The 14,159-nt window shown below is 54.8% G+C and carries 12 protein-coding genes and 4 tRNA genes; 12 read left to right on the top strand and 4 right to left on the bottom strand.

Annotated features, from left to right (window positions below):
* The first annotated feature begins 11 nt into the window (after positions 1-11).
* From rfbA to HVY19_RS20215, 12 genes are all read left to right on the top strand, one after another.
* Positions 12-893 (top strand): glucose-1-phosphate thymidylyltransferase RfbA, encoded by an 882-nt coding sequence (rfbA, locus tag HVY19_RS20270; protein ID WP_181682357.1) that lies wholly within the window; start codon positions 12-14, stop codon positions 891-893.
* Complete coding sequence (rffC, locus tag HVY19_RS20265; protein ID WP_181682356.1) at positions 871-1,548, top strand: dTDP-4-amino-4,6-dideoxy-D-galactose acyltransferase; 678 nt, start codon at positions 871-873, stop codon at positions 1,546-1,548. Before rfbA ends, rffC begins: the two co-directional genes overlap by 23 nt.
* A 4-nt stretch (positions 1,549-1,552) precedes the next feature.
* Entirely contained in the window at positions 1,553-2,683 is a 1,131-nt protein-coding gene (rffA, locus tag HVY19_RS20260; protein WP_181682355.1) for a dTDP-4-amino-4,6-dideoxygalactose transaminase, read from the top strand.
* A gap of 1 nt (position 2,684) precedes the next feature.
* On the top strand, positions 2,685-3,935 hold the full coding sequence (gene wzxE, locus HVY19_RS20255) for a lipid III flippase WzxE (RefSeq protein WP_181682354.1): 1,251 nt from the start codon (positions 2,685-2,687) through the stop codon (positions 3,933-3,935).
* Complete coding sequence (locus tag HVY19_RS20250) at positions 3,932-5,011, top strand: TDP-N-acetylfucosamine:lipid II N-acetylfucosaminyltransferase (RefSeq protein ID WP_181682353.1); 1,080 nt, start codon at positions 3,932-3,934, stop codon at positions 5,009-5,011. Before wzxE ends, HVY19_RS20250 begins: the two co-directional genes overlap by 4 nt.
* A complete protein-coding gene (gene wzyE, locus HVY19_RS20245) occupies positions 5,008-6,360 on the top strand; it encodes an ECA oligosaccharide polymerase (protein WP_181682352.1) in 1,353 nt (450 codons plus the stop codon). Before HVY19_RS20250 ends, wzyE begins: the two co-directional genes overlap by 4 nt.
* A gap of 2 nt (positions 6,361-6,362) precedes the next feature.
* On the top strand, positions 6,363-7,103 hold the full coding sequence (gene wecG / locus HVY19_RS20240; protein ID WP_181682351.1) for a lipopolysaccharide N-acetylmannosaminouronosyltransferase: 741 nt from the start codon (positions 6,363-6,365) through the stop codon (positions 7,101-7,103).
* A 115-nt stretch (positions 7,104-7,218) separates the two neighbouring features.
* On the top strand, positions 7,219-8,604 hold the full coding sequence (locus HVY19_RS20235; RefSeq protein ID WP_181682350.1) for an amino acid permease: 1,386 nt from the start codon (positions 7,219-7,221) through the stop codon (positions 8,602-8,604).
* Positions 8,605-8,706: 102 nt separating this feature from the next.
* Positions 8,707-8,783: transfer RNA gene (locus HVY19_RS20230), tRNA-Arg, on the top strand.
* A 57-nt stretch (positions 8,784-8,840) separates the two neighbouring features.
* A tRNA-His gene (locus HVY19_RS20225) sits at positions 8,841-8,916 on the top strand.
* Positions 8,917-8,935: 19 nt separating this feature from the next.
* Positions 8,936-9,022, top strand: a tRNA-Leu gene (locus HVY19_RS20220).
* Between the two features lie 42 nt (positions 9,023-9,064).
* Positions 9,065-9,141 (top strand) — tRNA-Pro (locus HVY19_RS20215).
* Positions 9,142-9,786: 645 nt separating this feature from the next.
* On the opposite strand, the gene hemY is transcribed toward HVY19_RS20215, so the two are convergent.
* Genes hemY through hemC form a run of 4 tightly spaced genes read right to left on the bottom strand, consistent with a single transcriptional unit; the run spans position 9,787 to position 13,870 of the window.
* Positions 9,787-10,983, bottom strand: a complete 1,197-nt coding sequence (hemY, locus tag HVY19_RS20210; RefSeq protein WP_181684340.1) for a protoheme IX biogenesis protein HemY — start codon at positions 10,981-10,983, stop codon at positions 9,787-9,789.
* 2 nt (positions 10,984-10,985) lie between these two features.
* Positions 10,986-12,170 (bottom strand): uroporphyrinogen-III C-methyltransferase, encoded by a 1,185-nt coding sequence (hemX, locus tag HVY19_RS20205; protein ID WP_181682349.1) that lies wholly within the window; start codon positions 12,168-12,170, stop codon positions 10,986-10,988.
* 21 nt (positions 12,171-12,191) lie between these two features.
* Positions 12,192-12,932 carry a uroporphyrinogen-III synthase gene (hemD, locus tag HVY19_RS20200; protein ID WP_181682348.1) on the bottom strand — a complete coding sequence of 247 codons (741 nt, stop codon included), beginning with the start codon at positions 12,930-12,932 and terminating at the stop codon, positions 12,192-12,194.
* Positions 12,929-13,870, bottom strand: a complete 942-nt coding sequence (hemC, locus tag HVY19_RS20195; protein WP_181682347.1) for a hydroxymethylbilane synthase — start codon at positions 13,868-13,870, stop codon at positions 12,929-12,931. Before hemC ends, hemD begins: the two co-directional genes overlap by 4 nt.
* Positions 13,871-14,159: the final 289 nt, after the last annotated feature.

The raw sequence follows: 14,159 nt of genomic DNA, 5'->3' as shown, positions 1-14,159 counted from the left end.
AGGAGGAACAGATGAAAGGTATTATTCTTGCGGGCGGCTCCGGCACTCGTTTGCACCCCATCACGCGTGGTGTCTCGAAGCAACTGCTGCCGATCTACGACAAGCCGATGATTTACTACCCGCTGTCAGTCCTGATGCTGGCCGGGATCCGTGAAATTCTGATTATCACTACGCCGGAAGATAAAGGCTACTTTCAGCGCCTGCTGGGTGATGGTTCTGACTTTGGGATCGACTTACAGTACGCCGAGCAGCCTAGCCCGGACGGGTTGGCACAGGCGTTTATCATCGGCGAAACCTTTCTGAACGGCGAGCCCTCTTGCCTGGTGCTTGGCGATAACATCTTCTTCGGCCAGGGGTTCAGTCCCAAATTGCGGCACGTTGCTGCGCGTACCGAAGGGGCGACGGTGTTTGGCTATCAGGTCATGGACCCGGAACGCTTTGGCGTGGTGGAGTTCGACGACGATTTTCGCGCCATCTCGCTGGAAGAAAAGCCGAAACAGCCGAAGTCTAACTGGGCGGTTACCGGGCTCTATTTCTATGACAGTAAGGTCGTGGAATACGCGAAGCGCGTAAAACCTTCCGAACGTGGCGAACTGGAGATTACCTCTATCAACCAAATGTACCTGGAAGCAGGTAATCTGACGGTTGAGTTGCTGGGGCGCGGTTTTGCCTGGCTTGATACGGGAACCCATGACAGCCTGATTGAGGCGAGCAGCTTTGTGCAAACGGTTGAGAAGCGTCAGGGGTTCAAAATTGCCTGTCTGGAAGAGATCGCCTGGCGTAATGGCTGGCTGGATGATGAAGGCGTAAAACGCGCCGCCAGCGCATTAGCGAAAACCGGATACGGCCAATATTTGCTGGAGCTGCTTCGTGCACGTCCGCGCCAGTATTGAGCCGCTGGGCTGGGAAAATACCTTCTTTGGCGTGAATAGTGCCATTGTGCGAATGGACGTTGCGGCGCCACTGTTAACGCTGGAGGCATTGCAGGCCTGGTCACGGGTGCAGGCTAAAATCCCCGCCGCCAATACTGACGAGCTGGATGCCTTACAGGCGTTGGGTTTTTCCCTGGTGGAAGGGGAAGTGGATTTTGCCCTGCCCGTTAGCCGCGTACCGATAAAGACTGGCGTGGAAATTGCACAACTGAGCGATATTGCAGCGTTACGTCAGCTTGCTGCCACCGCGTTTGCGCAAAGCCGCTTTCGCTCGCCCTGGTACGCGCCGGATGCCAGCGCCCGTTTTTATGCGCAGTGGATAGAGAATGCGGTGCGTGGCACGTTTGATCACCAATGCCTGATCCTGCGAGCCGACGATGGCACCATTCGCGGTTATGTCTCGCTGCGCGAGCTAAGCGAGAGCGAGGCGCGAATTGGCTTACTGGCCGGCCGCGGTGCAGGTAGCGAACTGATGGAGGCTGCGCTTGGCTGGGCGCAGGCTCGCGGCAAAACAACACTGCGGGTGGCGACCCAAATGGGTAACACCGCCGCGCTTAAACGTTATATTCAAAGCGGTGCGAATGTGGAAAGCACCGCGTACTGGTTATACAGGTGAAAAAATGATTCCATTTAACGCACCGCCGGTGGTGGGAACCGAACTCGACTATATGCAGTCTGCGATGGGCAGCGGCAAACTGTGCGGCGATGGTGGTTTTACCCGTCGCTGCCAGCAATGGCTGGAGCAGCGTTTTGGTAGCGCGAAAGTATTGTTGACGCCGTCCTGCACGGCCTCGCTGGAAATGGCGGCGCTGCTGTTGGATATCCAGCCCGGCGATGAAGTGATCATGCCAAGTTACACCTTCGTCTCCACGGCGAATGCTTTTGTGCTGCGCGGAGCCAAAATCGTCTTTGTCGATATCCGCCCGGATACCCTGAACATCGATGAATCCTTAATTGAAGCGGCAATTACCGACAAAACACGGGTGATTGTGCCGGTGCATTACGCAGGCGTAGCCTGTGAAATGGACACAATTATGGCTCTGGCGGAGAAGTACAATCTGTTTGTGGTGGAAGACGCCGCGCAAGGGGTAATGTCGACTTACAAAGGCCGTGCGCTGGGGACAATTGGTCATATCGGTTGCTTTAGCTTTCACGAAACCAAAAACTACACCGCGGGCGGTGAGGGCGGGGCGACGCTGATTAACGATCGTAAGCTCATCGAACGTGCTGAGATCATTCGCGAAAAAGGTACCAACCGTAGCCAGTTCTTCCGGGGGCAGGTGGATAAGTACACCTGGCGCGATATCGGTTCAAGCTATCTGATGGCCGATCTCCAGGCTGCCTATCTGTGGGCGCAACTGGAAGCCGCAGACCGCATCAATCAGCAGCGTCTGGCGTTATGGCAGACCTATTATGATGCACTGGCACCGCTGGCGCGTGCCGGAAGAATTGAGCTGCCATCCATTCCGGATGACTGCAAGCACAACGCACACATGTTTTATATCAAACTGCGTGATATTGATGACCGGAGCGCGCTGATCGGCTTTTTGAAAGAAGCGGAAATCATGGCGGTGTTCCATTACATTCCGCTCCATGCCAGCCCGGCGGGAGAGACGTTCGGCACGTTTGTGGGTGAAGATCGCTACACCACCAAAGAGAGCGAGCGTCTGCTCCGTCTGCCGCTATTTTACAACCTGTCGGCAGTGAATCAGCGCACGGTGATTACAACATTGCTGAACTATTTCGCCTGACATGTCGCTAGCAAAAGCGTCCCTGTGGACGGCAGCCAGCACGCTGGTCAAAATTGGTGCCGGTTTATTGGTCGTTAAACTGCTGGCCGTCTCATTTGGCCCGGCGGGCGTCGGGCAGGCGGGAAACTTCCGCCAGATGGTGACCGTGCTGGGTGTGCTGGCTGGTGCCGGCATCTTCAACGGCGTCACCAAATACGTGGCGCAGTTCCATGATAATCCCGCACAACTGCGCGCGGTCGTCGGCACTTCTTCCGCGATGGTGCTGGGGTTTTCCACGCTGCTGGCGCTGGTGTTTCTGCTGGCGGCAGCGCCGATCAGCCAGGGATTATTCGGCCATACTCAGTATCAGGGGCTGGTGCGCTTAGTGGCGCTGGTGCAGATGGGCATCGCCTGGGCAAACCTGCTGCTGGCGCTGATGAAAGGTTTTCGCGATGCTGCCGGTAATGCGCTGTCACTGATTGTCGGTAGCCTGATCGGCGTTATTGCCTATTACGGCTGTTACCGCCTGGGGGGTTATGAAGGCGCACTGCTTGGTCTGGCGCTGGTGCCTGCGCTGGTGGTCATCCCGGCGGCGATGATGTTGCTTAAGCGCGGAACACTCCCTCTGCGCTACCTGAAGCCTTCATGGGATAACGGCCTTGCCGGAAAGCTCAGCAAGTTTACCCTGATGGCGCTGATCACTTCCGTCACGCTGCCGGTGGCCTACGTGATGATGCGAAACCTGCTGGCGGCGCACTACAGCTGGGAAGAGGTGGGGATCTGGCAGGGGGTGAGCAGTATCTCTGACGCTTACCTGCAATTTATTACGGCCTCGTTCAGCGTTTATCTGCTGCCGACGCTGTCGCGTCTGACCGAGAAGCGAGACATCACGCGTGAGCTGCTGAAATCGCTGAAGTTTGTCCTGCCTGCGGTGGCGGCGGCGAGCTTCACCGTCTGGCTGCTGCGCGACGTTGCAATCTGGCTGCTTTTCTCTGACAAGTTTACCGCCATGCGCGATCTCTTCGCGTGGCAACTGGTTGGGGATGTGCTGAAAGTCGGCGCATATGTATTTGGTTATCTGGTGATTGCGAAAGCGTCACTGCGTTTTTATATTCTGGCTGAAATCAGCCAGTTTATTTTACTGACGGCGTTTGCCCACTGGCTGATCCCCGCGCACGGCGCGCTGGGCGCAGCGCAGGCCTATATGGCAACGTATATCGTCTATTTTTCACTTTGTTGCGGCGTATTTTTACTCTGGCGTAGGCGGGCATGACTGTACTGATTCACGTACTGGGATCGGATATCCCACACCACAATCAAACCGTACTGCGGTTTTTCAACGATGCGCTGGCAGCGGACAGCGAGCACGCCCGCGTGTTTATGGTTGCGGGTCAGGATACCGGCCTGACGGAAAGCTGTCCGACGCTTTCCTTGTCATTCTACAGCGGTAAAAAAGCGCTGGCAGAGGCGGTGATCGCCAGGGCCAAAGCGAATCGCGAGCAGCGTTTTTTCTTTCATGGTCAGTTCAATACCGCGCTGTGGCTGGCGTTATTAAGCGGCGGCATTAAGCCCAGTCAGTTTAACTGGCATATCTGGGGCGCGGATCTCTATGAAGTCTCAAGCGGCCTGAAGTTCAGACTGTTCTACCCGATACGCCGCATGGCGCAAAACCGCGTAGGCTGCGTGTTCGCAACCCGTGGCGACCTGAGCTATTTCGCCCAGCATCACCCTGGTGTGCGTGGGGAACTGCTTTACTTCCCGACGCGAATGGACCCGTCCCTCAACAATATGGTGAACGATCGCCAACGTTCCGGGAAAATGACCGTGCTGGTGGGGAACTCCGGCGATCGGAGCAATGAACATATTGCCGCGCTAAAAGCCGTGCATCAGCAGTTTGGCGATACGGTAAACGTCATTGTGCCGATGGGGTACCCGGCCAACAACGAGGCCTATATCGCGGAAGTGCGCAAGGCGGGCCTGGCACTGTTCAGCGCGGAAAACGTGCAAATTCTCAGCGATAAACTGGAATTTGACGACTATTTAGCGCTGCTGCGCCAGTGCGATCTCGGTTACTTTATTTTTGCGCGTCAACAGGGGATTGGCACGTTATGTTTGCTGATCCAGGCTGGCGTGCCGTGCGTGCTGAACCGCGAAAACCCGTTCTGGCAGGATATGGTGGAGCAGCATCTGCCGGTGTTATTTACCACTGATGAACTGAACGAGCAGGTGGTGCGTGAGGCGCAGCGCCAACTGGCTTCCGTGGACAAAAATAACATTACCTTCTTCAGCCCGAACTATTTGCAGCCCTGGCATCATGCCTTACAGATCGCCGCAGGGGAGGCCGTATGAGCCTGATGCAATTCAGCGGTTTGTTTGCGGTCTGGCTACTCGCGACACTCTTTATCGTCACGCTGACGTGGTTTGAGTTCCGCCGCGTGCGCTTTAACTTCAACGTCTTTTTCTCGCTGCTGTTTTTGCTGACCTTCTTTTTTGGTTTCCCGCTGACCAGCGTGCTGGTGTTCCGTTTTGATGTGGGAGTCGCGCCGCCGGAAATCCTGCTGCAGGCGCTGCTTTCCGCCGCCTCTTTCTACGCAGTTTATTATGTGACCTACAAGACCCGGTTACGCAAGCGAGTCGCGGATGCGCCGCGCAAACCCCTGTTCACCATGAACCGCGTCGAAACCCATCTGACCTGGATTATTCTGATGGGGATCGCGCTTGTCAGCGTTGGCATCTTCTTCATGCACAACGGGTTTCTGCTGTTCCGTCTGAACTCCTACAGCCAGATTTTCTCCAGCGAAGTTTCCGGCGTAGCGCTAAAGCGCTTCTTCTACTTTTTTATCCCAGCGATGCTGGTGGTCTATTTCCTGCGTCAGGACAGTAAAGCGTGGCTGTTCTTCCTGGTCAGTACCGTCGCGTTTGGTCTGCTGACCTATATGATCGTGGGTGGTACGCGCGCTAACATCATCATCGCGTTCGCTATCTTCCTGTTCATTGGCATTATTCGCGGTTGGATCTCGCTCTGGATGCTGGTTGCGGCGGGTGTGCTGGGGATTGTGGGGATGTTCTGGCTGGCGTTGAAGCGATATGGGATGAACGTCAGCGGCGATGAGGCGTTTTATACGTTTCTGTACCTGACCCGCGACACCTTTTCCCCATGGGAGAACCTGGCGCTGCTGCTGAAGAATTACGACAAAATCGACTTCCAGGGGCTGGCGCCGATTGTCCGTGACTTCTACGTCTTTATCCCTTCCTGGCTGTGGCCAGGGCGACCCAGTGTAGTGCTCAATGCCGCCAACTACTTTACCTGGGAAGTGTTGAACAACCATTCCGGTCTGGCGATCTCGCCTACGCTTATTGGGTCGCTGGTGGTGATGGGCGGCGCGCTGTTTATCCCCCTGGGCGCGATTGTAGTGGGGCTTATCATTAAATGGTTCGACTGGCTGTATGAGTTAGGTAACCGTGAGACAAACCGCTACAAGGCCGCGATTTTGCACAGTTTCTGCTTTGGCGCGATCTTCAATATGATTGTGCTGGCGCGTGAAGGGCTGGATTCGTTTGTCTCGCGTGTGGTTTTTTTCCTTGTCGTTTTTGGCGCTTGCCTGATGGTAGCGAAGCTTCTGTACTGGCTTTTTGACACCGCGGGGCTGATTCGCAAACGCCTGGAAATCCCATCCCGGAAACACATTGAAGGATAGTAATGACTGATAATACAACGGCCCCACTGTATGCGTTGCGTGGCCTCCAGTTGATCGGCTGGCGCGATATGCAGCATGCGCTTAACTACCTGTTTGCCGGTGGTCAGCTTAAGCAGGGCACGCTGGTGGCAATCAATGCGGAAAAGATGCTGACAGCGGAAGATAACCCTGAAGTCAGAACGTTAATTGAAGCGGCGGAATTTAAATATGCCGACGGTATTAGCGTTGTGCGCTCGGTGCGGAAAAAATTCCCGCAAGCGCAGGTATCACGCGTGGCAGGGGCCGATCTCTGGGAAGAGCTGATGGCGCGGGCGGGTCAGGAAGGAACGCCGGTATTCCTCGTCGGCGGAAAGCCTGACGTGCTGGCGCAAACGGAAGCGAAACTGCGCGCGCAGTGGAACGTTAATATCGTGGGCAGTCAGGATGGGTATTTTCAGCCCGATCAGCGCCAGGCGCTGTTTGCGCGGATCCATGCCAGTGGCGCGCAAATCGTCACCGTGGCAATGGGCTCGCCAAAACAAGAAATCTTTATGCGTGATTGCCGCGAGGTGCATCCGCATGCGCTGTATATGGGCGTGGGCGGCACGTACGACGTTTTTACAGGACACGTTAAGCGTGCGCCTAAGCTATGGCAGAATCTTGGCCTGGAGTGGCTGTACCGCTTGCTTTCGCAGCCTAGCCGAATTACGCGCCAGCTCCGTTTGCTGCGTTACCTGCGTTGGCACTACAGCGGAAACCTGTAATTTTTTTAACGCTTCATTTGCCATTTAGCAAAATTTGCGAAACCATGCGCCCCCTCGTGTACCCATAACAATAACCGGTAAAGCCGGAACGTATGCAAACACAATAAGAGGACGTATGGCAGAGAATAAACCTGAGCTACAGCGTGGGCTGGAGGCTCGTCACATCGAATTAATTGCCCTCGGGGGCACCATTGGCGTCGGTCTGTTTATGGGGGCGGCCAGCACCCTAAAATGGGCTGGGCCGTCGGTCCTGCTGGCGTATATCGTCGCCGGGCTGTTCGTCTTTTTCATCATGCGTTCAATGGGCGAGATGCTGTTCCTGGAGCCGGTCGCCGGTTCCTTCGCCGTCTACGCCCACCGCTATATGAGTCCATTCTTCGGCTATCTCACTGCGTGGTCCTACTGGTTTATGTGGATGGCGGTTGGGATCTCAGAAATCACCGCTATCGGCGTCTATGTGCAATTCTGGTTCCCGGAGATGGCACAGTGGATACCCGCGCTGATCGCCGTTGGGCTAGTGGCACTGGCAAACCTGGCTGCCGTGCGTCTATATGGCGAGATTGAGTTCTGGTTTGCGATGATCAAAGTCACCACCATCATCGTGATGATTGTTATCGGACTGGGGGTGATTTTCTTTGGCTTCGGTAACGGCGGACAGGCGATCGGCTTTAGCAATCTGACCGAGCACGGCGGCTTTTTTGCCGGTGGCTGGAAAGGCTTCCTCACCGCATTGTGTATTGTGGTCGCGTCGTATCAGGGTGTGGAACTCATCGGCATTACCGCGGGTGAAGCGAAGAACCCACAGGTGACTCTGCGCAGTGCGGTTGGCAAAGTGCTGTGGCGAATCCTGATTTTCTACGTAGGCGCCATTTTCGTTATCGTCACTATTTTCCCGTGGAATGAAATTGGCAGCAACGGCAGTCCGTTCGTGCTGACCTTCGCCAAAATCGGTATTACCGCTGCTGCGGGCATTATCAACTTTGTCGTTCTGACGGCGGCGCTCTCTGGCTGTAACAGCGGGATGTATAGCTGTGGACGTATGCTCTACGCACTGGCGAAGAATCGTCAGCTACCCGCAGCGATGGCGAAAGTGTCGCGTCATGGCGTACCGGTAGCTGGCGTGGCTCTGTCGATAGTGATCTTGCTGGTCGGCTCTTGCCTGAACTACATCATCCCCAATCCGCAGCGCGTATTTGTCTATGTCTACAGCGCCAGCGTATTGCCCGGCATGGTGCCGTGGTTTGTGATCCTGATTAGCCAGCTTCGTTTTCGTCAGGCGCATAAAGCGGCAATCGCCAGCCATCCGTTCCGCTCCATTCTGTTCCCGTGGGCAAACTATCTGACGATGGCCTTCCTGATTTGCGTTTTAATCGGCATGTACTTTAATGAAGACACGCGTATGTCGCTGTTTGTCGGCATCATCTTCCTGCTTGCGGTGACGGTCATTTACAAGATTTTTGGCCTTAATCGACAGGGTAACGCCCGGAAAGCGGGGGAATAAGCAGCAAAATGCACAAAGCGTAACCAAACGCGCATTTTATTTAAAAAGGCACTAGACAGCGGGGTGTGAAGTCCGTATTATCCACCCCCGCAACGGCGCTAAGCGCCCGTAGCTCAGCTGGATAGAGCGCTGCCCTCCGGAGGCAGAGGTCTCAGGTTCGAATCCTGTCGGGCGCACCATTAACCCGGTGCTGGAGCTGCGGTGGTTTTGATAACCGCGTAAAAAGATTTGTAGTGGTGGCTATAGCTCAGTTGGTAGAGCCCTGGATTGTGATTCCAGTTGTCGTGGGTTCGAATCCCATTAGCCACCCCATTATTAAAAGTTGTGAAATGCGAAGGTGGCGGAATTGGTAGACGCGCTAGCTTCAGGTGTTAGTGTCCTTACGGACGTGGGGGTTCAAGTCCCCCCCCTCGCACCACGACTTAAAGAATTGAACTAAAAATTCAAAAAAGCAGTAAAACGGCGAGTAGCGCAGCTTGGTAGCGCAACTGGTTTGGGACCAGTGGGTCGGAGGTTCGAATCCTCTCTCGCCGACCAATTTTGAACCCCGCTTCGGCGGGGTTTTTTGTTTTCTGCGTCATTTCCTCTCTCATTTCTTATTGTCGCTATTTGGTGACATCTATCACATTGATATTTAATCTTTTTTATAAAAAGAATGTTATTTGTCGCTACTCAGAGACAATTTCAGTGAACAGCCCTGTGTAAAAAGAAGGGAGATGCTGTAATCCCGCGCCAGCACTGGGGTGCAAAAGTCTGAATCCTTATTTTTAGCGGTGCAATCCTGGCATGTAATGTGCAATAATACACATGTAGATGCTCATTCCATCTCTTATGTTCGCCATCGTGCTTCATAAACTCAGGAATGACGCAGAGCCGTTTACGGTGCTTATCGTCCACTGACAGATGTCGCTTCGGCCTCATCAAACACCATGGACACAACGTTGAGTGAAGCACCATTTATGTTGTCATACAGACCTGTTTAACGCCTGCTCAGTAGAGCAGGCGTTTTTTTATGCCTACACGTCATCCTTCACGTTGCCTCTCTGTTGGCTGCGCCTGCTTACCCCGGTCACTTACCTGTGTAAGCTCCCGGGGATTCTCAGGCTTGCCGCCTCGATGCATCGCGAATGATTTCGTGTAGGGGGATGCCCGGTAAGCGAAGCGCCACCGGGCATAAGGGCGTTACTGCGGGGGATTGTTCTGTAGTGTCAGCATCAGACCGTCGCGACGCATGGTAGCCGCCTCTTCCGGTTGATGCAGGCGATCGAGCGCGTCGGCAAGCCAGGCATAATCGTAGGCATCGGGACGCTGCTTCAGCGCGGCGCGGAATGCAAAGGCCGCTTCCTGCCATTCACCGTGTTTCATCAGCGACTGGCCCAGCGTGCTCCACAACAGCGGACGATCGCCAACGCTCTTTATCTGCTGACGCAGGACTTTTTCCAGCTGTTCCGGGTTATTGGTTTTCAAACGCGGAATAGGCAGGATGAGTCGGTCATCATATTGACGCTTCAGGCCGTCGATAATAATTTGCTGTGCCATATCGTGATCGTCACATTCAATCAAATGCTCAGCCATGGCGACCTGCAAAGCGACCTGATGGCGGGTCTTCCGGCTCTGGTTTTTCCACCACTCGCGTAACCCCTCACTGCCTTCGTCTGCACGGGCTTTATCCATCAGGCCAATCCACGCCTGCTGCTCGAGCGCCGCACGATGTTCTTCATCACCGACATGGGCTTTCGCCATGGAAGGAATGATATCCAGCAGCGAACTCCAGGCTCCGGTGCGAATATAGGCTTGTTCCGCCAGGCGCAGCACTTCCGGATGACGCGGCGTCACTTCCAGCAGTTTATCCACCCCATGACGCGCGGCGTGATTCTCGTTGCGCGCCAGTTGCAGACGAACGCGGGCAATCTCTACCGGAATGGTGTCATTACCCGCCAGTTCAGTGGCGCGTTCCAGGTGCTGATTAGCGCGCGACTCATCGCCACGCTGCTGAGCCGCTTCGGCAGCCAGCAGGTAGTTCACTACCGGCTGTTCGGCATGATCGGCATTTTTCGCCATCAGCTTCTCAACCTGCTGATAGTCACCTTCTGCCAGCTTCAGCAGCGCCTGTTCAGTTTGCTTACGCGCGCGTCGACGCTTGCGGCCCACAAACCAGCCGCGAGTATGCGCTCCGGTGCGGAAAATGCGGCGCAGCAGCCACTCAATGGCAAACAATACCACCATGGCGAGTATCAGAATGATCACCAGCCCCGTTACGCTGGTTTCAATGTTGTACGTGTTGGTCTGGATCAGCACATAACCTTGATGTCCGGCGATCATCGGGCCGACCACGATCCCTGCAATCAACAGAACGAAGAGCAACAATACTTTAAGCATCATTATTCTCCTTGTGGCGTGGCGGCGGGTGCTTCAGCCTGCGGTGCGGCAGGGGCTGGCGTTGCTTCCGGTGCGGCAACCGCAGGTTGGGCCATCAGGTTACGCACGCGGGTTTGCATCAGCTTTTCAAGGATCGCCTGGCTTTGCAGGGTTTCCGGTACGTCCATGGTGATGCTCTGCTGGCTCAGCTTATCCACTTCCTCGAGGAAGGCTTTTGTCGTGGCGTCATCAGTGTCGTAATAGGCGCGAACCCACGTAGACACATTTTCCAGTGCCTGACGATAGGTTTCTTCCTGATGACGCGGCACCGCTTGCGCAGCGACTAACAGACGAGAACGGATATTTTCCCGCAGATAGACATCCTGGTTTGGCGCTAACAGCGGCACGGTAGTGTCATCGCGACGGCGAATGGTGATAAAGCTGTCCATAAAGTTCTGCCAGCTTTTTTGCAAATTGACGCGCCATTCGCCGATCGAACTCGAAAGCTCGGCGCTGTCAGAATCCATCGGCGCATCGTCGCTGTCGTTATCTGCCAGGCGAAGATTATCGATCTGATTAGACAACTGGTTGATTTTTAATATGATACCATCGTAGTCCACCTGCGCGACCGAGGATAGACTGGCGATATCATCGGTAATTGCCCGACGTGCGGTAATCAGGCTCGGGTCGTTCATGTCTGCCAGACTCGCATCCGCACTCTTGAGAAGCGCAGCTGCCGTGGTGACGTCCTGATCGCTCCACAGCTTACGTCCGGCCATTTTAACGAGGAAGTCAGCTTGTGCCAGCAGCCAGGTTTTGGCATCGCTGCCAGAGATGGTCGCTACTTTCTGTTGGACGTCTTCCAGTTGTTTCGCCAGTTCAGCCTGCTGATGCTTAGCGGCATCCAGTTGCGTGGCCTGTTGCTTAATAATGCTTTCCAGCTCTGCTTTTTGCGTTTCCTGGGATTTTTGCAATGAGGTCAGTTGGTTAGCCAGTGCATCGCTCATTGCGGTCTGCGTGGTTGCCTGCTGTTTTCCCCAGCCATAAAGTCCTGCGCCCGCCGCGAGGGCAATTGCGATGGCCAGCGCACTCAATACCAGCGCGGTGCTGTTCTTACTCTTTTTTTCAGCGGTAGCTGGCTGTGGTTTGGTGTCCACGGCCTCCCGGGTTTCTTCAACCACGGCGGAGGATTTCTCTTGTTCCGTCATTATGGCTTCCCATTATGAGAGTTATTGTAATGCGCGCAGAAGCGCATCGTTGTCAGCGTTATCAGCGACACGAATATCTTGCCAGCCCAGTTCCCGGGCGAGGTGCGCCAGACGCTCACTGACGACGACAAGTCGACAGTGTAGTAACCAGTTTTCACGATAATACGGCGGAATCAGCGACCAGAGTTGTTGCAGCATCTCACCGCTGGTTACCACAATTGTCGTCACACCGCGAGATTGCCAGCGCATCGCTTCTTCCGCGCCATCATAATTTTTCGCGCAACGCTGATAGCATTCGCAAAACGTCACTTCAGTGCCGCGCGTCGTTAGGGTTTCACCTATAAGTTCACGTCCACCGTTGCCACGCAAAATAAGCGCGCGCTTGCCCGCAATATTTTGTAATTCAGGTAATTGTAGCAAGACTTCGCTGATTTCCCGATCGTGCGGGTAACGAACATCGCAACCGCTAACGGTATGCAGCGCCAGCGCTGTGGTTCGCCCAATGGCAAAATAGTGAGGGGCGACGGGCCATTTCAGGCCTTGCCGTTCCAGTTGCGCATGGGCAAAGGAAACGGCATGTTGCGAAAGCGCAAAGAGCAGATCGTTTTCAGTAAGTGCGGACATCGCCTCCGCTAATCGTGGAAGCTCCCGACCAGGAGTAAATTCAATGAGCGGGAAATTCCAGGCCGCCAGCCCCAGTGTGCGCAGACGGCTCACTAACTCTTCCCCTGCGGGAGACGGGCGGGTGACCAGGATACTCATGCAGGCGTTTCCCCGTTATAGACTTCCGTCAGAATCGCGCGGGCACCGTTATCCAGCAGTTCTTCCGCCAGAGAAATACCCATCTGCTCGGCATCTTTTGCTGAACCGCGACGTTCGCCACGCACCATTTGCGACCCGTCAGGCGCGCCAACCAGCGCACGTAGCCAGATCTCACCGTCGATCAGTTCGGCATAGCTACCAATGGGCACCTGGCAGCCGCCTTCCAGACGGGTATTCATCGCCCGCTCGGCTTTGACGCGCAGTGCGGTGATCTCATCGTTGAGTGGGGCTAACAGCGCCTGCGTCCGGGTATCATCAAGACGGCATTCAATGCCGACCGCGCCCTGGCCAACGGCAGGCAAAGAGACTTCCGGCGGGAGCGCGCAGCGGATGCGTGATTCCAGCCCTAAGCGTTTCAAACCGGCGACAGCGAGAATAATGGCATCGTAGTCGCCGTTATCAAGCTTGTTCAAACGAGTGCCAACGTTACCGCGCAGCGAACGGATGACCAGGTCCGGACGACGTTCTGCCAACTGACACTGGCGGCGCAGGCTGGAGGTGCCGACGATACTGCCAGCGGGCAGTTCATCTAAATCGTTATATTTATTCGAGACAAAGGCATCGCGCGGATCTTCGCGCTCGCAAATCGTGACCAGCCCTAAGCCTTCAGGGAATTCGACCGGTACATCTTTCATCGAGTGCACCGCGATATCGGCACGTTTTTCCAGCAACGCCACTTCGAGCTCTTTTACAAACAAGCCTTTACCGCCGACTTTTGCCAACGGCGTATCAAGGATGACGTCGCCACGAGTCACCATAGGTACCAGTTCCACGACCAGACCTGGGTGGTTAGCCAGCAGGGCGTCTTTGACATAATGTGCCTGCCAGAGCGCAAGGGGGCTTTGGCGTGTGGCAATTCTTAAAACATTGTCTAACATGCTTGTTACCGTCATTATCGTCCGTGGTTCATCCTAACATCCTTACAAGTGGGATGTCAGTGTTACGGCCAAAGGTAAGTAAAAGATCAGATTGTGTGCCTCCCCTGGCAAGCAATGATGACGAGGAATCCGCCGATCGTATTGAGGAATTTACGCGCAACGATTGATGCTACACTTGTATGTAGTGCATCTTTCTTTACGGTCAATGAGCAAGGTGTTAAATTGATCACGTTTTAGACCATTTTTTCGTCTGTTCGCACAAAAAAACGGATGAAAAGGGTTACGGTTA

The organism is Citrobacter sp. RHB25-C09, from assembly GCF_013836145.1.
GTDB lineage: Bacteria > Pseudomonadota > Gammaproteobacteria > Enterobacterales > Enterobacteriaceae > Citrobacter_A.
Note: the sequence above shows the minus strand (reverse complement) of the source record. Positions and strands in the feature narration are given on the sequence as shown.

Coding starts and splice junctions, on each gene's coding strand:
- rfbA (WP_181682357.1), top strand. CDS start 12: ATGAAAGGTATTATTCTTGCGGGCGGCTCCGGCACTCGTTTGCACCCC.
- rffA (WP_181682355.1), top strand. CDS start 1,553: ATGATTCCATTTAACGCACCGCCGGTGGTGGGAACCGAACTCGACTAT.
- wzxE (WP_181682354.1), top strand. CDS start 2,685: ATGTCGCTAGCAAAAGCGTCCCTGTGGACGGCAGCCAGCACGCTGGTC.
- HVY19_RS20250 (WP_181682353.1), top strand. CDS start 3,932: ATGACTGTACTGATTCACGTACTGGGATCGGATATCCCACACCACAAT.
- wzyE (WP_181682352.1), top strand. CDS start 5,008: ATGAGCCTGATGCAATTCAGCGGTTTGTTTGCGGTCTGGCTACTCGCG.
- wecG (WP_181682351.1), top strand. CDS start 6,363: ATGACTGATAATACAACGGCCCCACTGTATGCGTTGCGTGGCCTCCAG.
- HVY19_RS20235 (WP_181682350.1), top strand. CDS start 7,219: ATGGCAGAGAATAAACCTGAGCTACAGCGTGGGCTGGAGGCTCGTCAC.
- hemY (WP_181684340.1), bottom strand. CDS start 10,983: ATGCTTAAAGTATTGTTGCTCTTCGTTCTGTTGATTGCAGGGATCGTG.
- hemX (WP_181682349.1), bottom strand. CDS start 12,170: ATGACGGAACAAGAGAAATCCTCCGCCGTGGTTGAAGAAACCCGGGAG.
- hemD (WP_181682348.1), bottom strand. CDS start 12,932: ATGAGTATCCTGGTCACCCGCCCGTCTCCCGCAGGGGAAGAGTTAGTG.
- hemC (WP_181682347.1), bottom strand. CDS start 13,870: ATGTTAGACAATGTTTTAAGAATTGCCACACGCCAAAGCCCCCTTGCG.